This window comes from Akkermansia sp. BCRC 18949 (assembly GCF_045011645.1).
Taxonomy (GTDB): Bacteria; Verrucomicrobiota; Verrucomicrobiia; order Verrucomicrobiales; family Akkermansiaceae; genus Akkermansia; species Akkermansia massiliensis.
In genome coordinates, this window is sequence record NZ_CP123619.1 from 1,470,825 (window position 1) to 1,496,472 (window position 25,648).

Annotated in this window: 24 protein-coding genes and 1 tRNA gene; 15 read left to right on the forward strand and 10 right to left on the reverse strand. The window is 58.5% G+C overall.

All coding sequences use genetic code 11. From position 1 onward, the window contains the following. Positions 1–153 precede the first annotated feature (153 nt). Positions 154–1,341, forward strand: coding sequence for an acyltransferase (locus P8A25_RS06110; protein WP_022397148.1), 1,188 nt, complete (start codon positions 154–156; stop codon positions 1,339–1,341). A 115-nt stretch (positions 1,342–1,456) separates the two neighbouring features. On the opposite strand, the gene P8A25_RS06115 is transcribed toward P8A25_RS06110, so the two are convergent. Together P8A25_RS06115 and P8A25_RS06120 are read right to left on the reverse strand one after the other, a co-directional pair. Beyond that, complete coding sequence (locus P8A25_RS06115; RefSeq protein WP_215442666.1) at positions 1,457–2,506, reverse strand: hypothetical protein; 1,050 nt, start codon at positions 2,504–2,506, stop codon at positions 1,457–1,459. Between the two features lie 309 nt (positions 2,507–2,815). Then, the gene (locus tag P8A25_RS06120; protein WP_215442665.1) at positions 2,816–2,989 is read right to left on the reverse strand and encodes a hypothetical protein; all 174 of its coding nucleotides are present in this window, start codon (positions 2,987–2,989) and stop codon (positions 2,816–2,818) included. Between the two features lie 288 nt (positions 2,990–3,277). Here P8A25_RS06120 and P8A25_RS06125 point away from each other — a divergent pair, with 288 nt between their 5' ends. Beyond that, entirely contained in the window at positions 3,278–3,454 is a 177-nt protein-coding gene (locus tag P8A25_RS06125; RefSeq protein WP_215442664.1) for a hypothetical protein, read from the forward strand. 229 nt (positions 3,455–3,683) lie between these two features. On the opposite strand, the gene P8A25_RS06130 is transcribed toward P8A25_RS06125, so the two are convergent. Next, positions 3,684–4,517, reverse strand: a complete 834-nt coding sequence (locus tag P8A25_RS06130; RefSeq protein ID WP_215442663.1) for a protein kinase domain-containing protein — start codon at positions 4,515–4,517, stop codon at positions 3,684–3,686. A gap of 247 nt (positions 4,518–4,764) precedes the next feature. After that, positions 4,765–4,839: transfer RNA gene (locus P8A25_RS06135), tRNA-Gly, on the reverse strand. A gap of 188 nt (positions 4,840–5,027) precedes the next feature. Here P8A25_RS06135 and P8A25_RS06140 point away from each other — a divergent pair. Genes P8A25_RS06140 through P8A25_RS06150 form a run of 3 tightly spaced genes read left to right on the forward strand, consistent with a single transcriptional unit; the run spans position 5,028 to position 6,965 of the window. Beyond that, positions 5,028–5,156 carry a hypothetical protein gene (locus P8A25_RS06140; RefSeq protein WP_284709699.1) on the forward strand — a complete coding sequence of 43 codons (129 nt, stop codon included), beginning with the start codon at positions 5,028–5,030 and terminating at the stop codon, positions 5,154–5,156. 12 nt (positions 5,157–5,168) lie between these two features. Next, positions 5,169–5,909 carry a S1C family serine protease gene (locus tag P8A25_RS06145; protein WP_102729260.1) on the forward strand — a complete coding sequence of 247 codons (741 nt, stop codon included), beginning with the start codon at positions 5,169–5,171 and terminating at the stop codon, positions 5,907–5,909. Between the two features lie 12 nt (positions 5,910–5,921). Further along, complete coding sequence (locus tag P8A25_RS06150; RefSeq protein WP_215442662.1) at positions 5,922–6,965, forward strand: S1C family serine protease; 1,044 nt, start codon at positions 5,922–5,924, stop codon at positions 6,963–6,965. Positions 6,966–7,057: 92 nt separating this feature from the next. On the opposite strand, the gene P8A25_RS06155 is transcribed toward P8A25_RS06150, so the two are convergent. Genes P8A25_RS06155 through P8A25_RS06170 form a run of 4 tightly spaced genes read right to left on the reverse strand, consistent with a single transcriptional unit; the run spans position 7,058 to position 11,458 of the window. Next, the gene (locus tag P8A25_RS06155; protein ID WP_022397153.1) at positions 7,058–7,903 is read right to left on the reverse strand and encodes a hypothetical protein; all 846 of its coding nucleotides are present in this window, start codon (positions 7,901–7,903) and stop codon (positions 7,058–7,060) included. Positions 7,904–7,938: 35 nt separating this feature from the next. Continuing rightward, on the reverse strand, positions 7,939–9,474 hold the full coding sequence (locus P8A25_RS06160; protein WP_215442661.1) for an SUMF1/EgtB/PvdO family nonheme iron enzyme: 1,536 nt from the start codon (positions 9,472–9,474) through the stop codon (positions 7,939–7,941). Further along, positions 9,474–10,688, reverse strand: coding sequence for a M48 family metallopeptidase (locus P8A25_RS06165; protein WP_102731781.1), 1,215 nt, complete (start codon positions 10,686–10,688; stop codon positions 9,474–9,476). The genes P8A25_RS06160 and P8A25_RS06165 overlap by 1 nt, the downstream gene beginning before the upstream one ends. After that, positions 10,685–11,458, reverse strand: coding sequence for a hypothetical protein (locus P8A25_RS06170; protein ID WP_146017915.1), 774 nt, complete (start codon positions 11,456–11,458; stop codon positions 10,685–10,687). Before P8A25_RS06170 ends, P8A25_RS06165 begins: the two co-directional genes overlap by 4 nt. 359 nt (positions 11,459–11,817) lie before the next feature. Here P8A25_RS06170 and P8A25_RS06175 point away from each other — a divergent pair, with 359 nt between their 5' ends. The 10 genes from P8A25_RS06175 to P8A25_RS06220 all read left to right on the forward strand — a co-directional run bounded on the left by P8A25_RS06175 (position 11,818) and on the right by P8A25_RS06220 (position 22,991). Continuing rightward, complete coding sequence (locus tag P8A25_RS06175; protein WP_102733284.1) at positions 11,818–12,435, forward strand: hypothetical protein; 618 nt, start codon at positions 11,818–11,820, stop codon at positions 12,433–12,435. After that, positions 12,432–12,764, forward strand: a complete 333-nt coding sequence (locus P8A25_RS06180) for a hypothetical protein (protein WP_102711358.1) — start codon at positions 12,432–12,434, stop codon at positions 12,762–12,764. Before P8A25_RS06175 ends, P8A25_RS06180 begins: the two co-directional genes overlap by 4 nt. A 43-nt stretch (positions 12,765–12,807) precedes the next feature. Continuing rightward, positions 12,808–13,101, forward strand: a complete 294-nt coding sequence (gatC, locus tag P8A25_RS06185; RefSeq protein WP_215442660.1) for an Asp-tRNA(Asn)/Glu-tRNA(Gln) amidotransferase subunit GatC — start codon at positions 12,808–12,810, stop codon at positions 13,099–13,101. A gap of 55 nt (positions 13,102–13,156) precedes the next feature. Continuing rightward, positions 13,157–14,569: an Asp-tRNA(Asn)/Glu-tRNA(Gln) amidotransferase subunit GatA gene (gene gatA, locus P8A25_RS06190; RefSeq protein ID WP_215442659.1), complete on the forward strand. Its 1,413-nt coding sequence runs from the start codon at positions 13,157–13,159 to the stop codon at positions 14,567–14,569. 55 nt (positions 14,570–14,624) lie between these two features. Further along, a complete protein-coding gene (locus P8A25_RS06195; protein ID WP_012420813.1) occupies positions 14,625–15,608 on the forward strand; it encodes a MoxR family ATPase in 984 nt (327 codons plus the stop codon). Positions 15,609–15,703: 95 nt separating this feature from the next. Beyond that, complete coding sequence (locus tag P8A25_RS06200; protein WP_102729256.1) at positions 15,704–16,594, forward strand: DUF58 domain-containing protein; 891 nt, start codon at positions 15,704–15,706, stop codon at positions 16,592–16,594. A 17-nt stretch (positions 16,595–16,611) separates the two neighbouring features. After that, entirely contained in the window at positions 16,612–17,226 is a 615-nt protein-coding gene (locus P8A25_RS06205) for a hypothetical protein (RefSeq protein ID WP_022397162.1), read from the forward strand. 6 nt (positions 17,227–17,232) lie between these two features. Next, complete coding sequence (locus P8A25_RS06210) at positions 17,233–18,219, forward strand: VWA domain-containing protein (protein ID WP_022397163.1); 987 nt, start codon at positions 17,233–17,235, stop codon at positions 18,217–18,219. Between the two features lie 18 nt (positions 18,220–18,237). Further along, positions 18,238–20,523, forward strand: a complete 2,286-nt coding sequence (locus P8A25_RS06215) for a vWA domain-containing protein (protein ID WP_404838795.1) — start codon at positions 18,238–18,240, stop codon at positions 20,521–20,523. Positions 20,524–20,573: 50 nt separating this feature from the next. Beyond that, on the forward strand, positions 20,574–22,991 hold the full coding sequence (locus P8A25_RS06220; protein ID WP_404838796.1) for a tetratricopeptide repeat protein: 2,418 nt from the start codon (positions 20,574–20,576) through the stop codon (positions 22,989–22,991). Positions 22,992–23,442: 451 nt separating this feature from the next. On the opposite strand, the gene P8A25_RS06225 is transcribed toward P8A25_RS06220, so the two are convergent. Both P8A25_RS06225 and P8A25_RS06230 read right to left on the reverse strand, forming a co-directional pair. After that, positions 23,443–24,273, reverse strand: coding sequence for an aldo/keto reductase (locus tag P8A25_RS06225; protein ID WP_215442656.1), 831 nt, complete (start codon positions 24,271–24,273; stop codon positions 23,443–23,445). Positions 24,274–24,986: 713 nt separating this feature from the next. Then, the gene (locus P8A25_RS06230; RefSeq protein WP_022397217.1) at positions 24,987–25,547 is read right to left on the reverse strand and encodes a sugar O-acetyltransferase; all 561 of its coding nucleotides are present in this window, start codon (positions 25,545–25,547) and stop codon (positions 24,987–24,989) included. Positions 25,548–25,648 lie beyond the last annotated feature (101 nt).

The following is a 25,648-nucleotide window of genomic DNA, read 5'->3' on the forward strand; positions in this document are numbered from 1 at the left end:
GCAGGGTGGAATGGTATTTGATTAGGTAACGCGAAAACTGCGCCTCCGGATGATTTCTCCCCTGTACGGGGCTATCCGTAGCGGGGAATGGGCTGATACGGCGGAAACTCTCTCAAAGCAAAACGAAAATAACATTAAAAAACAGCTTCTCCTATGTCGAACCCTCAGAACTCTCCCATCCCACCCGGAAGTGAAAAACATCACTACCACATTCTTGACGGATTGCGCGGGGTGGCCGCCATTGTCGTCGTGTGGTTCCATATCTTTGAAGCATACGCCACCAGCCATGTGGACCAAATCATCAACCATGGCTACCTGGCCGTCGACTTCTTCTTCATGCTGTCCGGCTTTGTCATCGGCTATGCCTACGACAACCGCTGGAAAACGATGACGACCGGGGAATTCATCAAGCGCCGCCTCATACGCCTGCAGCCCATGGTGGCGATCGGGGCGGTCATCGGCGCACTCATCTTTTATTTCCAGGGCTGTTCCGTATGGGATGTGTCCCAGGTCACGGTCATCTCCCTGCTGGTCGCCACCTTCGTCAATGTCCTGCTGATTCCGTCGCCTCCCGGTCTGGAAATCCGGGGACTGGGAGAGATGTACCCGCTCAACGGGCCAAGCTGGTCGCTATTCTTTGAATACATCGGCAACCTTCTCTATGCGCTGTTCATCCGGAAACTCTCCACGCGCTCCCTGGCGGCGCTGGTGATCCTGGCCGGATGCGGCCTGGCTTCCTTCAGCTTCTGGGGGCCCAATGGAGACATATGCTCCGGCTTCGCCATGACCGGCACGGAATGGACAGGCGGCTCCCTGCGCCTGCTGTACTCCTTCTCCGCCGGGCTGCTTCTGTTCCGCCTGTTCAAGCCCTTCAACATCAAGGGTTCCTTCTGGCTATGCGGCATCTCCCTCGCCATCCTGCTGGCCATGCCCCGCCTGGGAGGAGAAGACGCTTTCTGGATGAACAGCCTCTATGAAACCGTGTGCTTCGCGGTCTTCTTCCCCCTTATCCTCCTCTTTGGCGCTTCCGGAAAAATCACTGATCCCTATACGGATAAAATATGCCGGTTCCTGGGCAGAATCTCCTACCCCCTGTACATGGTGCATTACCCGTTCATCTATCTGTATTATGCGTGGGTGAAAAACGGAGACCTCTCCTTCTCTGAATCCCTCCCCGGTGCCCTGGCCGTCGTCATCGGGAGCATCCTGCTGGCCTGGCTGTGCCTGAAATTCTACGATGAACCGGTCCGGAGCTTCCTGGCAAAGCATTTCCTGAAACGGAAAAATAACCGCAGCCTTGAGCCTTCATCTTCCGTACTCCAAAAAAAGACGGACGGCTAAAAGCCGCCCGTCTGAATGCGAACCAATGTTCCTGCTGTCGTTTGATTCGGACAGCCGCTTCAAGCGTTACTGTCCATCAGTCCAGAGCAGGCCATGACCGTTATTTACGCCTGCCTCACGCTTGGACAGTTTGCGTGATGACGACTTTTTCATAGGCTTTAACTCCGGCCGCCTCATGGTTGCCATCCGTCGCAAGGATGAGCGAGCCATGCCGCGTTTCTTCCGCAGCTCCGGCTGATACGGTCACGACAGCGCCGTTCTCCCAATGCTCCGCACCTGCGTCCAGCCAGTCGGGCTTTGAAACCAGCGTCCATGCAGAACCGGCGCCGGAATTCAGCGTCAACGAAGAGCTTCCCCCGGCAGAAGGCAGATCAATACCGGATAAAGGAGCATTCGAATTGCGCTCAACCCATTTGGAACGGGAATAGGGAAGCGGCTGCTTGCCGAGCCAGTCCCTCAGCTTATTATCTTCCACGTGCGCTATGGCGGAATAAATTTCACTGTTACCATGAAACAGCAATTGAGCTTCAGTGATAGCGTAACCCTGTGAGGCCGGCGTAGCGGCGATAAGCTTCAGTTCTCCTGAGGGCGTCACGTAATACACGTCCAGATACTGGTGGCGGTAGGCATAAATGAGGCGTGCCATTTTAACATTGTAAAATTCCTCCGGCATATCCCATTCATAAACGCTCAGCACCCCCGGAGCCACGGCGGAATTCGAAAGCCTGGAATGATATTTCACCCGGAATTTGCGCAAAGCACTGTCGATTTGAAGACTGATATAAATGCCGGCGGCATTGCCTGTTTGCCGTATGGTATGGGCATAGGCATAATGATCTTCCGGAGGAGCGGTAAAATCCGCAAACGTGCATGAGCTCACCTCAAAAACGGCCCGTTCATCCGGAACAAAATTGATTTGTACGACAACCTTGTCCTTGCTCCACCATCCCCACGGGTTTCCGGTGCCTCCCACTTTTACCGGCCTTCCGTCGGCAGGCCTGGAGATATTGAACCCCATAGGCCCCTTCTGCTTAACCGTCGCGTTGAAGGCGCTTATCAGAGGTATGCAGGAACAAGCCGTCACCTTCGCGAGCATGCGCCCGGTTTCCAGTGCGTCCGATGTTACGGGGCCGTTCAGAACGACAGCCCCGTTGAATGTTTCCACGCCTGCGTGCGTGTTGTTGCCGGTGTAAGTGCCGGATGCGTCAGGAATAGCGGCGGCGGAATTCCAGGCCGTACGCTCTTCTTCCGTAAGATGCATCGTTGTATTCCCGGTATGTCCGGTTACTTCCTCCTGGGATGCCAGAGTGATTCCATTGAGAATATTAATAGTATTCATGGTTTTGTTTATTACTGTTACTTGTAATGAAGTGGCATGACGACTCTGCTGCCTTCATATCCATGATGGTAACTCCGAAAACATTCTCGCTCGCGAAAAGCCTGCGGTCTTCCCGGATTTTGACAGTTTCAACGGTTAGATGGCTTCTATGTTGGTTTCCACAGAAGCCCCTTTTTCCAGCCGGGACAACAGGAATCTGATCCAGCCATCCCCTGGTTTAACGTGTCCTCCATTTTCCGAATACACAGCAATCATTGCTGCCACTGCAAAAAAATCCTGCATATGTTCCAAAGAAATAGCATCCTGCATGAAGCGTTGAGCCTCCTCTCCGGGTTGTGCTTCTGTTCCACCTGTTCAAGCCCGTCAACAATCAACATCAAGACCCCTTCTGGCTATGCGGAATCTCCCTCGCCATCCTGCTGGCCGTTCCCCGTCTGGGGGGAGAAGACGCCTTCTGGATGAACAGCCTCTATGAAACCGCGTGCTCTGCGGTATTCTTCCCCCTCATCCTCCTCTTCGGCGCTTCCGAAAAAATCACTGATCCCTATACGGATAAAATATGCCGGTTCCTGGGCAGAATCTCCTACCCCCCTGTACATGGTGCATTACCCCTTCATCTACCTGTACTATGCGTGGGTGAAAAACGGCGACCTTTCCTTCTCGGAATTACTCCCCGGAGCATTGGCCGTCATCATCGGAAGCATCCTGCAGGCATGGCTGTGCCTGAAGTTCTATGATGAACCAGCCTATAAGTACCTGATGACGCGGTTTTAAAACAGAAAAATAATTGGCGATTTTGAGTAGCCGTCATACGCATTTTTCTATGGAACAGGTTTCATTAATAATGAAACCCTTCTATGTCATTAGTTTTTTAATTCTTATCAAAGATAAGTATACCAAATTCAGAAACGTCATAGTTATTTATCTACAGATATGATAGACAGCTACTAGCAAATTTAAATTTCTAAAATAATCAACTATCTTAAATCTTCTGAATATGCGTTTATCTACAATATTGGTTATAATTTTTTAATTTCTCTATCAATTCTTTTGTAGTGGTTCTTCTCTTTAAATCAAAATTCAAAGCATCTTTAAGTATATCATTAAATCCTGGTAATTCAGATATTTCGTAGAAATCTATAGCTTCAAAAAAATTAATAGAATTTCGTCTTAATACTTGGTTACTGACTGGATCTATAGAAACAATATCCTTCTTATAAATCATTTTATATAAAATTACAGCTACGGCCCAAGTATCAATGTAAGGATGCAATTCTCCTCTTTGAGCTTCTGGAGGATAATATACTTTTCCCCGAGCATACTCATATTTTTCTCCTTCTACAAATTTGATTGATCCACCAAAATCAGCAATTTTTGCAGTACCATTGTGAATTAACACATTATCTGAAAATAAATCTTTATGTACTAATCCACGATCTTGAAGATATTTAACAGCTTCCAACATATCTATTCCATACTTAATAGCAACTTCATAAGAAATTTTTGAAATATAAGGCGTGAGACAGCCTTCTTCTGAAAATTCCATTAAAAATCCAGGTTCTACAGGAAATCCTAATTTTAATTTCTCGAAATTATCTCCTATGCTTCCAAAAAACATATCACCAGGAAGATTTCTACCAAAATTACTTTCTTTTTCTAAATCTTCTACACTACAGCGTTTTCTAGTTTTTAATATATATTTTTTACTAATAGAACTGTCTTCTACCAACCAAATATACCCACTCCAACCTTCCTTTAAAACACTTTCTTGACAAAAAATCAAACTAATCTCTTTTTCATTTATCTTGAACCCTTCAATATCTTTTAACATTTTCATATCAATCTTATTATAATATGTTCACGCATATATAGAGATTACGATATAATTCTATCTAATCCTATTTTTCTTTTCAACTTTTAATCTATGAATAACCATGCAATATTCGCCACCATTCTTATTGAGGATTGATACATTATCAATACAAACGACAGAGTAGTCCTCCCTATATTGCCCAAATGGCCTACTGTCTATATATTATAACTTTCCTAAAAAGAAAAAATTCCTTAAACTAGGAAGTTAAAAATGGAGCGGATGATGGGATTCGAACCCACGACATCAACCTTGGCAAGGTTGCGCTCTACCCCTGAGCTACATCCGCTTGGATGGGTCAGCGGACCGGAACCGGCCGCTGGGGAGATTTATACGCCCGTTGCGGGAAAAAGCAACCTTTATTTTGGCAATTTCCCCATACGCCATCCGTCCTTTTTCTGCCGAACTGCATCAATGTGTGGCTTATCAATGAAATTCTCTCGTCAGAATGAAAGACACATTCTATGCTGTGGCGGCATGAAAGAATTGCTCATTACCCTGATCACGCTGGCGGGCCTGTTCATCGGCGTGTATTATCACGATTCCCTGGCGGAAGGCGGACAGGCAGACCAGCAGAAGGCGGAAGCTCCCGCCTCTGAACAGTAGTCCCCGGCAATCATGAACACGGCTTTCCGGAAACCCTGTTTTTCCGCCATTCTCTGCGGAGCGGCCCTGCTGGCTCCGCAGGCGCGGGCGCAGTCCGCCGACAGCGCCGGAATCCTTTCCACCACGCCGCAGTCCGTGGAGGACCTCCAGCGGATTGAACACCAGCTCCAGCAGGTGCTTCCCAGGGTGCTCCCCGCCCTGGTCTGCATTGAAGTGAACAACGGCAGCGGCACCGGCATTCTGGTTTCGGAAAAAGGCCTGATTTTTTCAGCGGCTCATGTCGTTGACAAACAAGGAACCGTGCTCAAGATCATCCTGCCGGACGGCACCCGCCTGCCGGGAAAAACCACGGCGCAGAACAGCGATTCGGACGCCGGAACGGCTGAAATCACGACCAAATTGAACAAGAACCTTCCCCGCGTGGAGAAGGCGGAGAAACTGCCCCGCGTGGGGGACTGGGTGTTCGCGCTTGGGCACGGAGGCGGCCTGGACCAGAAACGCGGCCCGATGGTGCGCCTGGGGAGGGTGGTTTCCCTCAAGCACGGCGTCATTCAGACGGATTGCAAGCTGATCCGCGGGGATTCCGGCGGCCCTCTTTTCAACCTGAACGGGGAATTGATCGGCATTCACAGCCGGGTGGGTTCCGGGCTTGAAGACAATCTCCACGTTCCCATGAAGGATTTCGACGCACTGATGGAATCTCCCGCAAGCGGAAAGGCCCCCCTGCCTCCGTCACCGGAACGGGACGGCTAGCTTTTTCCCTCCATGGTCATGAAACTCTCCTCCTGCGCCTGCCTGCTGCCCCTGGCCTGTTCCCTTCTTCCCTCCGCCCTGGCGGAAGGGTTTAACGGGAGCCTGGATTTTGAACAGCGCATCAACGGAAAAACCGTTCTGAAAACCATTGAGCCCATCCGGGAACGGCTCCAGGATTTGAGCGCGGTTTTCTTTTCCGGCCATGACGTCGTGATTTACGGCATTGTACTGAGTACGGACGGCTACATCGCCACCAAGGCCTCGGAACTCCACTCCCACCAGAACCTGGTGGTCCGGATAGGTTCCTCCAAGTACGGCCATTTCAAGGAGATTGGCACGGACCCGGCCACGGACATTGCCGTGGTGAAGGTGGACGCCGCCAGCCTGCCCGCCCCCGGCCCCGTCAGCAATGAGGCAGCCATGGGCATGATGGTGGTCAGCAACGGCTCCACCACCCGCACTTCCAGGCGCCCCCAGCTGGGCACCCTCAGCGCGGCGCGGCGGCCCATCCCGAACGGGGACACGGCCTACATGGGCGTGATGTTCGGAACTCCCTGCTCCATTCAGGAGGTCGTCAAGGACGGTCCCGCCGCCAAGGCGGGAGCCATGGCCGGAGACGAGATTCTGGAGGTGGACGGCACGCCCATCACCACGCTGGAAGCCGTTTCCCCCATCCTGTCCAAGAAGGAGATCGGGGAAAAAGTGACGCTGAAGGTCAGGCGCAAGGGCAAAAAGCTTTCCTACGCCATCACGCTGGGCTCCCGGCGGCAGGCCCTGGGGGAAGACGCTCCCGAGGATTCCAACGACCTGATCAGCGGAGGCTTCAGCAAACGCAGGGATGATTTTCCGATGGTCCTCCAGCATGACACCCCTTCCCGGCATACGCTGATGGGCGGCCCGCTGCTCAACCTGAAAGGGGAGCTCATCGGCATGAACATCGCCAGAGTGAACCGGGCGGAAAATTACGCCCTGCCCATCAGCGTGGTGCAGGAGAGCGTGCAGCGCATCCTGAAAAACGCGCCGCAGCCGGAAAGGAAGCCGCAGGGGGATTCCTGAACCGTCTTCCACTCCTTTCCGGCGCAGGGAACGGCCCGGCGTCCATTTTTCTTGTTTTTCCTCCCGCGCAACAACCGGCAACACCGGGCGGATTACATGCCCGGAACGTCCGCGGCGTCCGGCACCGTCTTGGGCTGCACGGTGGGGTCATAATGGACGGCTCCCGTCACGCGCACGCTGCCGTCCGGGAGAAAGACCATGGAGGGGGTGCCCATCACCTTTTTGTAGTATTGGAGCTTTTCCATGGTTCCGCGGTAGTTGATGCGGGAATACGCGCCCAGCATGGGCGTGGTGGGGAAGAAGACGTGCACGTTCGCCTTGCCGTCCACCATGCACTGCGGGCGGGTGGTGCCCAGCCAGTCCCCGATGCATACGGCATTGTAGGCCACGCCCGTATCCGGGTCCTTCGTCTGCACGTACAGTTTCTGGATTCCGCGCACGGCAATGGTGCAGATGGAGAAGGTGCACCGTTTGGCGCTGGAGGGAATGGCTACGGTCTGGGACCACATGGGCGTGCCCGTCCGGACGGCGAACAGGGATTTCTGGGAGGCGAACATGTCCTTCTGGTTGGGCATTTTCACGACGGCCTGCACATGGTAGTTCCCCTCACGTGACAGGTCATAGAAGTGCCGCAGGTCAATTTTACGGGAGACGCTCATGCCGGCCGGCACCTTGAGCGGAGGGAACATGGCGAATTTGGACTGGGGGAGTTCCGCGCCCGCGGTGGAGTGCTCCACATGGATGTCCAGCCAGGAGGAATATTCCTGGCTTTTCAGTTCCACGGGCACGCCGGAGTTGTTGGTGATGGTCAGCCTCATGTACATGGCCTCCCCGCTGAGGAAGGTTTTCTTTTCCGGAACTACTTTCACGTAGATCTGGGCCAGGGCCCCGGACGCCCCCATCAGGGCCAGTAGCAGCATTGCAAGGATGTGTTTCATGGTATTGGTTTGTCGAGTATGTGTTTTTAAACAGGTCAGCGGACGTCCCGCACGATTCTGAAGCCCAGGTTGTCCCGGCTTTCACCGCGGGAGCGCAGGTATTCCACCCGGTTGGTGATGCCGGGCTGCCTCCAGTCCCCGCCGCAGGCCACCGGGCCTGGCGGCTCCTTCACGCGCGCGGGATCCTTTTCCATGGAAGAGGTCCATTCCATCACGCCGGAAGCCATGCCGCAAATGCCCGTCTTTAAGTCGTAATCATTGCTGTATCTGTCAATCACCAGGGTCTTGTCTCCCTTTTCACCCGTTTCCAGCATGTTCCCCAGGGCCATCCATTCCCCGCGCGCGGGCAGGCGGTAACGCGGCTCTCCGGGGGCCACGGGCTTCCAGCTCGCGTATGCCCAGGCATCCCAGAAGGTGACGTTGACGACGGGGGAGCGGGGCGTTATTTTCCTGCCCTTCCATTTGCCTCCTGGAGTGGAGGCCGCCTTCCACATGGCTTCCCAGTCCTCGGGGATATGGGTGGCGGTCTGCTTGTCCGGCTGGTCCGGATGGGAGTATTCCTCCCTCAGTTCCGGGGTAAGGCGCGCCCACTGGTCCAGAAACAGGCGGTAGGATTCCAGGGTAATTTCATGAGCCCCCACGATCAGTTCCCCGCCGCCGGGAAGGTTCACGCGGACTTCCGTATGGTCGCTGGCGGAGAAATCCGGATAGTGTTTCGGCACCGGGGGCGGAGCAGGCGCGGAGGCTTCCTCCCGGGGGAATAAAAGAAAAACGGCAGCCGCGGCTATTCCTGCGCCCAGCAGGCCCGTTCCGGTCCAGAGCATCCATTTTCCGGAGTTTCTGCGGGGTTCCACGGGAACGGTATAGCGGTGCGTGGTGGCCCGAGGGGAAAGCCCCAGCTGTTCGCGGACCGCGGCAATCAGCTCCATGACCTGGTCCCACTGCATCGGCTTGCCGTTCTGGCCCTCCCGCATCCATTCCAGCAGGGTGCGCATGCGGGTGGTTCCGGGCACGTCCGGCGTCACCAGGGGCAGCAGGTCGGCCCCCAGGCGCTTCATCTGCGCACGGGATATTTCTTCATGAAAGTCGCCGGGCATGGCCGTATTCATCAGCCGCACGGCGGATTTGTCATCCAGGAAGATGTGGCGCGGCTCCATGACGTTGAAGGCGGTTTGCAGGCGTTCATACCTGCCGCACATGCCGCCGACCGTTTCAATCACTTTCAACAGGTCCTTCATGGACAGGGTCTGCCCGCGGTCCAGCATGGACTGGAGGGAGGCCCCCCCCAGTTGCTCGCTGGTGACGAACCAGTACCCCTGGGCCTGGGATGCCTCATAGACAGTTCCCAGCACCGGCGCGCTGACGGCGGCGCGCGTGCGGGCCTTCATCAGAAAATCCTCCACGCCCACGCCTTCCGGGTTGTCCGGCTCCAACAGCTCCAGGAACACGGAGCGGTCCATGCCCTGCTGGATGGCCTGGTAGAGCATCCCCCCCCGCGTGCGGCCAATGAACGCCACCAGCGTATAGTCGCCGAAGTTGTGGGGGAGGTCGAACATGGACGATTCAGGCATCAGGGAGGCAGCAGGGAGTCATAGGAGTCGGAAACCGGAGACGCCTCCACCGGAGGAAGCAGGCCGCCGTCATAAATTTCAGGCATGCCGGAAGGGGAACTCTGGTTCATCTGCTCCAGCAAAAATAGCACAGGCGGGGAGGCATGGCAATCCATCGGTTCACCCTTGTAGTACAATTTGGCGGTGTAGCCATAGTACTTGAGGCTTCCGTAGGCGATCGTCTCCTCCTCCGTCAGGGGGGGCATATAGTAGGTCACCTCCATGATTTCCTCTCCGTCCGCCCAGTCCGCAGGTTCCGTGACGCACCGCGAGGAGGGTTCCGGAGCGTGCGTTTTTTCCACCTTTTTGCCGTTGACCTTGTCAAAGAACTGGACGATGACGCGCAGGTCCTCCGGCCTGACGTTCAGGCCATCCTTCATCAGGATGGGTACGATCAGCTTGACGCGCTCCCCGGCGGGGCATTCCGGGTCCCGGTATTCCAGAATGGTGCCGAAGGACATATCGCCCCGCAGGTCCGCAGGGCTGGAAAAACCGGCCTGGAGGTGCTGGGCCGCGCGCGCAAAGTATTTCCCCGCCTTTTCCCGCTGGGTGTATACTTTCAGAAAAAATTCCCGGGATTTATCCGCATTCCTCAGCCATTCATAGGTGAGGCCGTAGTAATAAAGCACCACCGGGTTGTCCGGCTCCAGCCTCATGGCCTGCTCCAGCTTCACCACCGCTACTTTAAGGTCTCCGTCAATCTGGGCATACCGCGCCGCCTTGACCAGCTCCGCCACCTCCTCCGTCATGGGCGGCATGGCTTCCGCCGGGTTCTCAGCCGGCAGGGGTGACTGGCCGGAGACGCCTTCCCCTCCCGGGACTGGGGCTGCCACTGCCGCAGGGACCGGATCGCCCGCCGGATCCGACAAATCGGAGGCCCGGAGCATTTCCTCCACGGAACGGGGTTTTTCAGAAGAACCCGCCGGAACGGCCGCAATGCCTGCCGTATCCGGTTCGTCCCCTTCTTCAACAGCCGCCGGCCCTTCCGGATTTTGCTGCACCGGAACGGGCACGGGCGTTTCCACCACCTTTTCCACCACCACGGTGCGGGCGGTCAGGCTGAAGGAGACGCCCACCATCAGCAGCAGGACGAACGCCAGCGCGCCCAGCGTCCAGCAGGCGATGCCGAACGCGCGGTCACGGGCGTTCTTTTCCGGTGGAAGGGATTCGCTCATACGGCATCCTCGTCATCCTTCCGGGCAGGCGTGCCGCCGGACTCCGGAGCTTCTTCATAGTCAACTACCTCACCCCGGTAAAGGGAAAGAAGGGCCTTCATGAAATCTTCCGCGTTATTGGGGGAATCCTCCTTCCGGAAGCCGCCGTAGGTCAGGCCGTCCAGCCTGATCCGGTCCCCTCCGCATTCCGGGTTCAGCGTCGCAATAGCCAGCCCCTTCATCTTCCATCTGCGCAAGTCCAACCGGGCGATGTCATCCACGCGGAAGACCCTGCCGGCAGCCGTTACCTGCCCTTCCTTCAGGGCCATTTTCCTGCCGCGCGTCCTCACCAGGAAAAACAGCGCCACCAGGGCCAGCACCATGCAGATGCTTCCGGCCACCCATTGTTCAAAAATCTTGGAGGCGTCATACGGGTGGTCCACTGGCTTGATAGGGTAGCGCTTTTCTCCGGAATAGGATTGCCACGCGGCGCTCCAGCCCTTGCCGGGGGCGGACATCAGCCTGTAATCCGCCAGAACGTCGGGCCACGGCGTCGCGTCCCGGTCCACGCCGGACGGGACCTGGTACCCTTCCGGGAATTCAACCGTGCGCTCCAGAACGGTGCGCTCCCAGTCCTGCGGGGAGGCCCCGTTCCCGCTCACCTCACGGTCAAAGAGGGCTCCCGCGTCCACAAACGCCTTGTGCATGAAAAACTCCAGGTTCTTCTGGGGATACCCGGTGGAAGCATCGTAATAAAAATACACTCCGAACCCCAGGAACATGAGAGCCATGATAACCGCCCTGCCGGTAAACCACATGGTCGGCTTACATTCTACCGTGTCAGACTGCATGTTTCTTACATACCAGCAATTCCATGCCCTTGACCATAAAAAAAGTGCACGGCATCCACCTTTGCGGGAAAGCGGGGCGCCATGCCGCCCGGAGGACAGTCCGGACGCACGGCTCCGGAAGAAAAAAAGCCCCGGCATTCCCCGCCGGAAACATACTTGAAAAATCACTTTTTACCTTCTTCTTGGCTTGATTTATTTTGTGAAAGTTAAATAATAACACGCGCAGGGATTCCCCGGCACGGCCATACCGGCCGGGAATGCTGCAATCCCGCACACCGGCCGCATCATTTTTACCGCGTATGAAACCAAGCAATCCCCAATACCGCCGCATGGATGCCGATCCCGGCTACCATCCCCAGGAAGACGACCAGGTGGATGCCGACATGGAACAGGCCCAGCTCCGACTGGAACAACTGCGGAAGGAAAAGGAGGAGGTGGAAAGCTCCCGCCGCCGCCTGGAGGAAACCCACCTGCGCAAGGCCCGCTTCATGGACCAGCAGAACGAACTGGGCGACCGCATGGTCAACGCCGCGGACCTCATCGGCAGGGAGGTGGAAAGCCTTCGCCAGGAAAGCAATGAGCTGGAGCAGATTCACATGGCCCTGACGCGGAGCCTGAAAATGCTCAGCACCGTGCGCCCGGACGAATGGCCCATTGAAAACACGGACAACCTCATCAACCAGGGCCAGCAGGTCATCGACCGCTGCGAGGAGGAATTCGCGGACGCCGTCCAGCAGTGCGCCCGCATGCAGCACACCAAGGTGCTCACGGGCGTGCGCCGTTCCAGCAAAGTGCGCATCAGCTCCCGCGAATTCATGACCCAGTTCCTCCAGGGCCTTTCCTTCCACCTTCCCCTGCTCCTGATTGCCCTTATCATCCTCTTCTTCATCTGGATTTTCAGCCCCTCCGCATCATGATTAAAAGAAAAGCCAAACGCCGTTCCTCAGAACTGGCAGAACTGGACCGCGCTTCCCGGGAAATTGAGAACCGCATCCAGGAATTGGAAGCCTCTCTCAAACGCCCCGCGCAACAGACCCGCATGCGCCTGGACCGCAATACCATGCCCCCGCCGGACCGCGTGCGGGAAGGCACCCAGAACCGCGCCCTGCGCGCCGTGGTGGCCCGCGACGGCCGCGCCACCAACATGAGGCGGGAGCTGCGTGAAAACTTCATGCTGCTGGGCCTGCTGGTCTGCGCCATCGCCGCCTCCTTCTGCTGGATCGTCCGCCTGCTGGAACAGCAATAGGCCTCACCCTCCCTTTCTCTTATATATTACGCACGTTCCCATCATGAGCACGCCCCAAATCGACGTAGCCTACATTGCCAAACTGGCGCGCATCGACCTGACGGAGGAAGAAGCCGCCCTCTTTTCCAAGGACCTGGACAAAGTCCTGGCCTACATCACCAAGCTGGAATCCTACGACGTCACGGGCATCGCCTCCATGAACCATCCCCTGCCCACGATGGACGTAATGCGCAAGGACGTTCCGGAACCCGGCCTTTCCCAGGAGGAAGCCCTTTCCAACGCCCCCCAGCAGTCCCAGGGGCAGTTCCGCACGCCCAAGGTGGTGGAATCCGCCTGACATCCTCCCGGTCCCTCCCTTTTCACGTTTCAACCGTTCTTATCCCTTTCTTTCCATGTCAAGCATTCAAGGCACCCTGGCCCAGTGGCGCGACCGCCTGCGCCGCAAGGAACTTTCCCCCGCCGAACTGGTCAACCTGACGGCGGACGCCATTGAGGCGGACCGGACCACCAACGCCTATATCTCCTTTGACCGCGAGGCCGCCCTCAAGGCCGCGGCCGCGGCCGATACGTCCAGCCCCCTGGCCGGCATCCCCATCGCCGTGAAGGACAACATCAACGTCCTGGGCCAGCCGACACGCTGCGCCTCCCGCCTCCTGTCTCCCTATGCTTCTCCCTATGACGCCACCTCCATCCGCCTGCTGAAGGCGGCGGGCGGCATTCCCCTGGGCCGCACGAACATGGATGAATTCGCCATGGGCGCCAGCGGTGAAAACTCCGCCTACGGCGTCACGCGCAACCCGAACGCTCCGGACCACATCCCCGGCGGTTCTTCCAGCGGCTCCGCCGCCGCCGTCGCGTCCGCTACAGCCATCGCCGCGCTCGGTTCGGATACGGGCGGCTCCATCCGGCAGCCCGCCGGGCACTGTGGCATCGTGGGCCTCAAGCCCACCTACGGGCGCGTTTCCCGCTACGGGCTGGTGGCCTTCGCCTCTTCCCTGGACCAGATAGGCCCCATGACCCGGACGGTGGAAGACGCCGCCATCCTGCTCCAGGCCATCTCCGGGCACGACCCGAAGGATTCCACGTCCGCAGACGAGCCCGTGCCGGACTTTGAGGCCGCGCTGGGCCGTGACGTCAAGGGCCTGAAAGTGGGCATCCCCGCGGAATATTTCACCTCCGGCAACCATCCGGGCATTTCCGAGGCCGTGCAGAACACCGTGAAGCAACTGGAAAGCCTGGGCGCGGAACTGGTGGAAATCAGCCTTCCCCACGCGGACGCCGTGGTGGCCGCCTATTATATCATCGCCTGCGCGGAGGCCTCCTCCAACCTCTCCCGGTTTGACGGCGTGCGCTACGGCAAGCGGGCGGAAGACGCCGCCGGCCTGGTGGAACTTTTCTCACGCACCCGTGAAGAAGGCTTCGGACCTGAAGTCAAGCGCCGCATCATCCTGGGAACCTACGTCCTCAGCTCCGGCTACTATGACGCCTACTACTCCCGCGCGCAGAAGGTCCGCTCCCTGGTCGCCAGGGACTTCGCGGAAGCCTTTTCCAGGGCGGACATCATCGTAGGCCCCACCTCTCCCGCCCCCGCCCCCAAAATCGGGGACTCCGCGCTGGACCACCTCCAGACCTACCTGGCGGACATCTACACCATCCCCGCCAACCTAGCCGGGCTGCCCGCCATGTCCATCCCCTGCGGAACCGTGAAGGAAGGCGGCATGGAGCTCCCCGTGGGCTTCCAGATGACGGCCCCCCATTTCCGGGAAGACCTTCTCTTGAAAACCGGATTTGCCCTTGGGAAATAATCGGAATTTTTCAACGCAAGCGCCCGGCAGACTGTCTCACCCGCTATTAAGAATCATGGACACCCGAGAATTCAACGAAATTATCGCCGCGAACTCATCGTGGATTTCTGCTCTCAGAACGGAGGTAGGCAAGGTGGTCATCGGCCAGCAGGCGCTGGTGGACAGGTTGATCCTCAGCCTCCTCTGCAAGGGACACGTCCTGCTGGAAGGCGTGCCCGGCCTCGCCAAGACGCTCTCCGTAAAAGCCATGGCGGGCACGCTGCACGCGCAGTTCGCCCGCATCCAGTTCACGCCGGACCTTCTGCCGGCGGACTTGCTGGGCACCATGATCTATAATCCGGAGGAAAGGCAGTTCACTGCCAAGAAAGGCCCGATCTTCGCCAATCTCATCCTGGCGGACGAAATCAACCGCGCCCCGGCCAAGGTCCAGTCCGCCCTGCTGGAAGCCATGCAGGAACGCCAGGTAACCCTGGGGGAAACCACCTACCGCCTGCCGGACCCCTTCCTGGTGCTTGCCACGCAGAACCCCATTGACCAGGAAGGCACCTACCAGCTTCCGGAAGCCCAGCTTGACCGCTTCCTCTTCAAGGTTCTGGTCACCTACCCCACGCGCGAAGAAGAACTCCAGGTGCTGGACCTCATGGCCAGCTCCGCCAAGCCTCCGGAAACCTCTCCGGTCACCACGCCGGAACAGGTGGCGGCCTCCCGCGACCTGGTGAACCAGATTTACATTGACGACGCCGTGCGCGGCTACATCGTGGACCTGGTGCGCGCCACCCGCTTCCCGGAAACGGTGGACGTGAAACTGCGCGGCCTCATCCGCGCGGGCGCATCCCCGCGCGCCACCATCAACCTGGCCCTGGCGGCCCGCGCCAACGCCTTCATGCACCACCGCTCCTTCGTCACCCCGCAGGACATCAAAGACCTGGCCCATGACATCCTGCGCCACCGCATCCTGCTCTCCTATGAGGCGGAAGCGGAAAACATCTCCACGGACGACGTCATCGACCACATCCTGACGAAGGTTCCCGTGCCGTGACGGCAGGAGGCGGCACCCCCGTCCGCCCTTATCCTTCAGCCCCCGCGGGGCGCCTCACCGGAACCTGATTGAATTCAAACAGGGAGGATCACTTCATGGATAAAGCCTCAGACATTCTCAAGCGCGTGCGCCGCATTGAACTGCGCGCCAGGCATCTGGCCACGGAAAACTTCGCCGGGCAATACCAGTCCGGCTTCCGCGGCCAGGGGCTGGACTTTGACGACTTCCGGGAATACACGCCGGGAGACGATCCCCGCTTCATTGACTGGAAGGTGACGGCCAGGATGAACTCCCCCTTCGTGCGCCGCTTCCGGGAGGAACGGGAGCAGGCCGTCATTCTGGCGGTGGACGTCAGCGGCTCCATGCACTACGCCTCCTCCGCGGCCCGGGCTTCCAAGCTGGACTATGCGGCGGAAGTGGCCGCGGTGCTCGCCTTCAGCGCGGCCCAGAGCGGGGACAAGTGCGGCCTTCTCATTTACGGGAACAGCCACTCCCATTACATTCCCCCGGCCAAGGGCATCAAGCAGACCCTGCGCATCGTCCGTGAAATCGTAGCCAGTAAAAACGACGGGGCGGATCAAAGCATCGCGGATGTAGCCCGGCAGCTCGTCCTTTCCCAGAAAAAGGCAGCCATGGTCATCATGCTCAGCGACTTCTGGAGCGAGCACAACAAGGCCGCCCTGGGACAGCTCAACTTCAAGCACGACTTCATCCCCATCCGCATCGCGGACCCGATGGAGCTGCACCTTCCGGACGCCGGGCGCGTCATCCTGAAAGACCCGGAAACCGGCAAAAGCATGTTCCTGAACCTCGCCCGCCAGGACGTCCGGGAAGCCCACGCCAACGTCGTGCACCTGCACCGTGAAAAATGGACGCAGGACTTCCGCCGCCTAGGCATCGATTTCCTGGACCTCCAGACCACGGACAACTTCATGCCGCCCCTCCAGGCCCTCTTCACCAGGAGGTCCCGCAAATTCTCACGCTAAACCCTTCTCCGCCAGCCATGCCAGCACCCGCCACCTTCCAGACTCCCCCCACGGCCATTCCGGAACCGCCGGCCTTCCCCACGCTGATGGAAACGCAGTCCCCGGACGCCTACCTCCAAGCGGGCTTCTGGGATACGTGGGGCATCTGGATCATGCTCGCCTCCATCCTGCTGGCCGTCGCCATAGCCGTCATCGTGCTCATCCGCAGGAAGGGGCGCACCCCCGCCGCGCCGCTCAGCCCGGCGGAAACCGCTATCCGGGACATCACGATGCTCCGGGAAACCCACCCCTCCCTCAGGCAGGCCGCCGTGGAATTCTCCCTGCTCCTCCGGAAATACCTGGTGGGGGAAACCAAAGACCCGGCGTTGTATGAAACCCAGCAGGAATTCAACCGCCGGGCGGACGCGCTCACCGCGCTCCCCTCGGAACTCCAGGGTCCCACGCGCGACCTGCTGGACCGCATGGCCTCCCTGAAATATGAGCCGGACACTCCGGAAAACGACTCCCTGGTCAACGAACTGGCGGACGACACGGTCCAACTCATCAACGACATAGAAGCGGACGCACACCGCACGAAGGAGGAAACGGACCTCGTCGTCAAAAAACCTTCCCCACGCCCCAACCAACGCTAGCACACCATGACGGAACACTTCCAATTCGCACAACCTGAATGGCTCTATGTCCTTCCCTTCATCTTGTGCCTCATTATCCTCCGCCGCAGGCGGGGGGCGGAAGGCTCCATCACCTACCCGACCGTTCGCTTCATCTCCTCCCTGGCGCGCAATCCCCAATCCCTGGCCGGAAAAATAGGGGCCATTTGCTTCGTGCTGGCGGCGGCGGCCCTCGCCATCGCGCTGGCGCGCCCCCAAAAAGTGGAGGATAAAACCTTCCGCACCGTCAACGGCATTGACATCATGATCGCCTTTGACCTCTCCTACTCCATGGAGACGCCGGACATGGTCCTCAACCGCATGCCCATCAACCGCCTGGTGGCCGCCAAGCATGTCATCACCCAATTCGTCGACAGCCGTCCGGACGACCGCATCGGCATCGTGGGCTTTGCTGGGAAAACCAAATCCTTCTGTCCGCTCACGCTGGACCACGCCCTGGTCAACGGCATCATCCGGGACTTCCATCCTCGCATGATCCAGGCGGACGGCACGGCCATCGGCTCCGCCATTGCGGCGGCGGCCACCCGGCTGGACGACCGCAAGGACACCAAATCCAAAATCATCATCCTGGTGACGGACGGCGCCTCCAACTCCGGCCAGATATCCCCGCTGGTGGCGGCGGAAAACGCGGCCAAGCTGGGCATCAAGATTTATACCATCGCCGTGGGCACGGAAGAAGGCACCCTGGCGAACGGGATGGTGGTGCAAAGCGAATTTGACGAACCCACCCTGCGGAAAATAGCCCAGCTCACGGGCGGGGAGCACTTCCGGGCCACGAACATGGCCTCCTTCAACAAGGCGTTCGCCTCCATCGGCAAGCTGGAAAAAAGCGAGGCCAAGGTGCAGACCGTCCGCCACATTGAAGAATACTTCATGTACTTCCTCGTAACGGGCGCCGCGCTGACGCTACTGGGCCTCTCCCTGCAAGTGCTCAAACCGGCCCCCGCCCCGTAACACCATCCCTTTCCCGCCATGACCTTCCTTTATCCCAACGTTCTGTACGCGCTCATCCTCCCGGCCCTGCTCGCGGCGGCGGCCTGGTGGCTGTGGCGCCGCCGTTCCAGAAAATGGGAAGTGCTCGTCTCCCCGGAATACCGGCAGGAGCTGGTTCACGCTCCGGCCACCTGGCACCGGGTGCTCCCCGTCATCTTTGCCGTGCTGGCTTCCATCTTCGCCATCCTCTCCATCGCGCGTCCGGTGGACGGCTACACGGAGGTAAAGGAGATTCCCAAATCGCGCAATATCCTCATCGCCATTGACTGCTCCCGCTCCATGCTCAGCAAGGACGCCTCCCCCACCCGCCTGGGAAGGGCTAAAACCGCCGCCTACGACCTGCTGGACGCCCTGCCGGGGGACAACTTCGGCATCATCATCTTCTCCGGGGACGCCGTCCTGCTCATGCCCCTTACCCATGACCACAACGCGCTGAAGGAAACCATCGAACAGCTTCAATTCGGCTGGGTCTCCCAGGGAGGCACCAATCTGGAAAACGTCGTCCGGCTGGCCCTCCAGACCTTCAAGCGGGACAAGGAGGCGGACGCCAAAAACGCCCTGGTCATCCTCAGCGACGGGGAAGACACCGTCAACATCACTTACAAGACGGCGGAAGCCGCCAGGCAGCACCAGCTCATCATCGTAACGGCGGGCATCGGCACCACCATCGGCACCACCATTCCGGATGAGCAATCCCCCTCCGGCCTGTACCGGGACCGCCGCGGCCAGCATGTCGTCTCCAAGCTCAATCCGGAAAGCCTGCAATACCTGGCCCGGCAGACGGACGGCCAGTATGTGCAGCTCTCCGACGGAGCGGCGCTGAACCGCTTCGTCAGGGACATCGCGGACCGCCTGGACATCACGGAAGGCCGGGAGGAAGTGCGCCGCGTGCCGAACGACCGCTACGTCATCTTTGCCGTTCCGGCCCTCATCTGCCTGCTCCTCACTCTTCTGGCGGGTACCCGCTGGCGCTCCTTCCGCCGTTCCGGACGCCGCGGCATGACCGCCCTGGCCGCCGCAACCCTGCTCTGCGCCGGACTGCTGGGCACGGAAGCGCGCGCGGACACGAGCGCCCTGGACAACGTCACGGACCTGATCCGGACGGGAAAGACAGAGGAAGCCGTCAAGGCCATTGATGAAATGCTCGCCGTTCCGGACCTGGCGGAAGAAACGCGCCAGGCCCTGGAATTCGCCAAAGGCTGCCTGGAACAAAAAGCGGACAACCCCAAGGAAGCCGCGGAAGCATTCTCCCAGGCGCTCCTTTCTCCCAAAGCCTCCCTTCAGGCGGATTCCCACTTCAACCTTGGCAACCTGGAAGCCGCCCAGGCCCGTAAAACCATGATCTTCTCCCGGCCGGAAGGGGAACAACCGCAGGCGCAGCCCTCTTCCATTGATGACCAGATCAAGGAAATTGACGCCCGCCTGGCAAAAATACCCGTGGCGAAAGAACACGTCAAGGAAGCCGTCAAGCGCTTTGACGACGCCCTCTCCGCCTACGGCTCCCATGAAGGAGCGGCCGCCAACAAGGAGGAAATGCTCCGTTATGACAAATCTCTGGACGAATACCGCAAGCAGTTGGAGGAATTAAAGAAGAAATTGGAAGAGGAAAAGAAAAAACAACAAGAGCAGCAGAACAAGGACCAGAACAAGGACCAGAACAAGGACCAGAACAAGGACCAGAACAAGGACCAGAACAAGGACCAGAACAAGGACCAGAACAAGGACCAGAACAAGGACCAGAACAAGGACCAGAACAAGGACCAAGACAAGGACCAGAACAAGGACCAGAACAAGGACCAAGACAAGGACCAAGACAAGGACCAAGACAAGGACCAGAACAAGGACCAGAACAAGGACCAGAACAAGGACCAAGACAAGGACCAGAACAAGGACCAAGACAAGGACCAGAACAAGGACCAGAACAAGGACCAGAACAAGGACCAGAACAAGGACCAGAACAAGGACCAAGACAAGGATAACGCCGCGGGCAAGGAAAACAAGAGGGACGAAAATGAAATGAAAAACGCCCAGCTCCCCTCCTCTCCGGAAAAAGACAAGCTGCCTGAAACGCCCGGCATGGAAAAACCGCAGCCCAAGCCGCAGCCGGAAGGGGACAAGCCCGTACCGGTAGCCACGCAAAAGGAAAGCAAGGAGGAAAAGGAACGCCGGGAGGCAAGAGCCATCCTGATGGAACGCAGGGACATTGAACCCGGCTGCCCCGTTCCCCAGCGTTCGCCGGAAATTCCTCCGGACAAGGATTATTAACCCGTTCCGCCCGCATCCACGATGCCAACCCTTCAAACATATCCCGCAACATGATGAAAAAACTGCTCGCCATTCTTTCGCTCTTCTTCTGCATGACCGTCACGCTCATGGCTCAGCAGGTGGTCACCACCTGGCTGTCCGACGCCGTTGTGCCGGGAGAACAAACCCGCCTCTTCATCATCCTGACGGACGGCAGCATCGCCCGCCAGGACCCGCTTCCCAGGGTGAAGGGCGCCAGCCTGCGCTGGGTCAGCCAGGGCAACTATATCCGCTGGCCGGGGTCCCCCAACCAGTCCGCCTTCCTGATGGCTATTGAAGTAACTCCGGACGAAGTGGGCACCGTGGAAATCCCGTCCCTGACCCTGCAAGCCAACAACGGCCGCTCCTATACCACGCTTCCCCAGACGCTGACCGTCTACCCGTACAGCGCCATCAAGTGGAACACGCTGAACCTGAACGGCACTACGGTTCCGTACGGCATGCTGTGGCATGTGGACAACCAGAAGCCCTATGTCCACCAGCCGGACCGCTGCGAACTGAAAATTTATGCTCCGGAATACATTCTGGAATACACGGCGCCCACCATCACCACCTCCAACCTGGCTACATGGCGCTTTGAACCCACGCTGGTGGAATTGCTCCGCGGCCAGCCCCGCGGCTCCGTGCTCTATAAAGGCGTCAACTGGAACGTCATGACCTTCCAGAGCACTCTATTCCCGCTGCGCGCCGGGGAAGTCACGGCGGCGGGCACTGTCACGGCACGCGCCGCCCTGCCGGAAGCGGACCCCCTCATCGCCAACTTCATCCGCTCGGAGGTACTGGTGGAAATGTCCATTCCGGAAGTGAAAATCACGGCCCAGGAACTCCCGGAGGGAGCGCCCGCCTCTTTCACCAACGCCGTGGGGGACTTCCGCATCTCCGCCAGCACGGATGCCCGGGACCTCAGCGCCAATGAACCCATCACCGTTAAAATCAAGGTGACGGGCACGGGCAACATCCACAGCATTGCCTGCCCGGCCCTCACGGACGCTTCCAACTGGAAGCTTTACCCGCCCAACAAGCTGGACCCGGGCCAGAACACGCGCTCCATCCAGGGAACCGTGGGATTCCAGCAAATGATGCGTCCGATTGCCCAGACGGACGCCATCCCGCCCTTTGAACTCACCTTCTTTGACCCCAGCACGCAACAGTACAAAACCGTAACCACCTCCCCCATTCCCCTGGAATGGAAGGCCTCCGCCATCACCGGAACGGCGGCCGGCGGAGCCGCTCCCGCCACGCCGCCCCCGGCAGGCACCATTCCGGTAGCGGAAATGACGGACATTTACGGGATCATGCCCGCCGCCGTCATGAACGCCCTCACCGCTCCGGCCCACTGGGGATGGTACTTCCTGGCCTACATCCCCGCCGTCGTCCTGCTGGGCATGGCCCTGATCCGCTACATCCGGAGAGTCCAGAAGGAAAGCTTCACGGCCCGGGAACGCATGCGTTCCTTCCGGAGGCTCGCCTCCACGCCGCGCCAGGCCAGTCCCACGGAATTCCTGCGAGCCGCCGGCAACTTCATCGAATCCTACATTCCTCCTTCCAAGCAGAATGAAGAAATGAAAACCATCCTTCAGCTCCGGGATGACAGGGCGTTCAAGCCCTCCGGCTCTTCGGACGAACTGCCGCACGCGGAACGCCAGCACATGCTCCAGGCCATTAAAAAAGCCATCGCCAAGCTTCCCGTGCTCATCATGGCCGCCGTCCTGGCCCTGTCCGTGGCCGGAGCAGCCGGAAACGCCGCGGAAACGGACAACCTGGGCGTGCAGGCCTATGAACAGGGAGAATACGCCAAGGCCATTGACTACTTCAGCAGGGAAAGCAACGATACGGACCTCTCCAAGTCGGAACGCGCCTATGCCAGCTTCGGCATCGGCAACTCCTACTACCGCATGAACAAGCCCGGTCTGGCCGCCCTCAACTACCGCCGCGCGCTGGAACTCTCCCCGTACTTCACGGAAGCCAGATACAACCTGCAATTCATCGAACGCAAGGAGGGGGCCATCCTCCCCGCCAATACCACGGAAAACCAGTGGCTCACTTACATCAGCCATGATGCGCTCGGCCCCATCTCCATCCTGTCCGGCGCCGTCATGCTCACCTTCCTGGCGCTCCTGACCGTCACCCGCAGGCACGGGGCGCTGCTGACCATCCTGGCCACCCTCAGCGGACTGGTCACCGTGGCGGCCATCATGAACTACATCATGTACCCGGAAACCCCGGAATCCATCCCGGCGGACCGGCTGCTGGTCGTCACCCAGAAAACGCCCGGCAGGCACGCGGCGGACATGAACAGCCCGGCGGTCATCACCCTGCCGGAATCCACCCCGCTCATCCTGCGCGCGGAACGCGGCTCCTGGTACTACGCCAGCACCTTCCAGAACACGCCCGTCTGGATACCCAGGACGGACGCGCAGCCGCTGTAACGCTTTTTATCCCGCCCTCACCATGGGCCGCCCTTCCCGGAACACCGTATTTCCGGAAGGGCGGCCTTTTTTACGGCTGCGTTAAAACCCTCTTCGCAACCGGAAGAGGCTGGAACCAGAAAATGGCAGCACCTCTGATGCACCGTTCATGAGTGTTTTCCTCCCTTTTCCACTATGTGGCACGGAGATTTGCCGCCTTTCCCTGCTTCCTTTTTCCATTTCAAGTAGAAAAAATCTCCGGAAGGTCCCCTTCCGGAGACGCACAGGCGATTCCCCGGTCTCCATGAACAAAAAAAGCCAATGCCCCATCATGTCCACAGGGCACGCGTGTATTAAAAACCGTTCGCTGGCGCCCTTCCGCCCCAGTTGACGCAAGGGCTTGCGGCGCTCCTGATGATGCGGGAAAAATGCGTGCGTCCCGTTTCGCCCGCGGGCCGGCCCGCACCATGGCTCACCAGGAATCCAGATGCACCTTCCTGCCCGGAGGCGGAAAAGCCTCGTCCAGCAAATCCACATCCTCCGCAGTCAGCTTAATGGACAAGCTCCGGTAATTCTCCTGAACATGCATGACGGAACCGGCCTTGGGGATAGCAATCATTCCGGGGCGGCGCAGAATCCAGGCCAGCGCGATCTGCACCGGGGTGGCCTCATGCTTCTGCGCAATCTCCATCAGAACCGGATTGCGGGACAGCCGCCCTTCATCCGCAGGCGAATAGGCCATCACGGGAATGTGGCGCTCCCGGCACCACGGCAGCAGGTCGTACTCCACGCCGCGATGGGCCAGATTATAAAGAATCTGGTTGGCGGCGCAGGAGACTCCCCCCGGGACGGCATAAAAACGCTCCATTTCCGGAACATCCATATTGCTGACGCCCCAAGCCTTTATCTTACCCTCCTGCTGCAGCTCAATCATGGAGGCAACCGTATCTTCAATGGGATGGGGACCGCTCCAGTGAAGCAGGAACAAATCCACGTAATCCGTCCGCAGCTTGTTCAGGCTCCGTTCGCAGGCGGCCTTGGTTCCGGTCCTGCTGGCGTTGCCGGGCAGAACCTTGGTAACCAGGAAAACACGGTCGCGCAATCCGCGGATCGCCGTTCCCACCAACTCCTCGTTGCCATACATCTCCGCCGTGTCAACCACGCTCATGCCAAGCTCAATGCCCGCACGCAGCGCCTCTACTTCTTCGGCTTCCCTCAAGGCGGATTTTCCCATCTTCCAGGTTCCCTGCCCCAGGGCGCAAACCTTCCGATGGTCCGGAAAAATTACTGAGTGTTCCATCATCAACTATTCTTTCTACCTGATCGTACAATTCCATGCTGTATAAACCTTTGACAGCATGCGAGAAAAAAAGCTCAAGAATCAGGACGTTTCCCATGGCCGCCTCATCCAACTTCTTCTCCCCTTCTCCCGGCGCGGCGCAAAACACCACTCATTAAAACATTACTCAACATGCTACTGGTGAAAGCATTTTAAAACAACCTCCCATCCCATCCGGGCATGCTGGCATCAAAAAACCCGCGCAACCGTCCTGTCATACGTGCTGCGGGGGCACCCCGCCTCCTGCCTGAAAAAATCTTCTCCGTCCCTCTTCGGCAGGAGGCCGACCCTCCGGCACTTCCCCTCTTTCCCGTGAACTTTAACCCTCCGCTCCTTCCGGAAAAAGAACTTCTCCCGGCTCTTCACACGAACGGCAGCCGCACGGCGGGAGAGGTACTCCGAACTATTCAGGCTGAAAATTGCCGGTGCCGATAGCCCAGGCCATAACCGTCCTCCTTCCGTGTGGCGACAGTACCTTCCGGGAAAATCCGCCTCTGCGGACAACCGCAGCCGCCCCCTCTCCGTTCAGCCCTGCAAAGGTAAAATCAATCAACCGGAGTCCACGCCATTTCTTATCACGGCGCCGGCATCCGTCAACGCCTTAATCCCTCCACGGGCATTTCAACGCCGTTATTTCCCGGGATCTGCGGCTCCTTTTCGTTGCTCGCCCTGAATCGTCATTGCCTGATATTCCTGATGACCCGGGCCGGAACGCCGCCTACAATCGCGTTGGCCGGAACATCCCCGGTGACGACGGCTCCGGCGGCCACGATGGCATTTTCCCCCACCGTCACGCCGGGCAAAACGGTAGCCCCGGCCCCTATCCACGCCTTCCGTCCTATCACGATGGGGAGCCCATAAACATGACGGCGCAATTCCGGTTCCTCCGCGTGATTCTCCGTAATCAGCTTCACTCCCGGACCGATCAGCACGCCGTCACCAATCGTGATTCCGCCACGGTCCATGAACGTGCAGCCGCAATTCACGAACGCGTTCCTGCCGAACCGTGTAAAACGGCCGAAATCGGTATAAAAAGGCGGCACGATCCAAGTCGTTTCATCGATCAACTCCCCCGTCAATTCGCTCATGACAGCCCGCGTCTCTGCGGCATCATGGTAGCCTGCATTCAACTCTCCGGTGATGCGGAAGGCCCTCGTGATCAACTCTTCTATGACCGGGTACTCGGGATCGTCCAACCGTATCAACTCTCCCCGGCGCATTCTTTCCAATATATCCATCTGTTTTTCTTTTCAATTCTTCAAGTGACAATATCCATGGACCATTCCGCGCCCAGGGAACTACCGGGCGCCCCGGCAACGGGAAAGCGGAGAACCCTGAA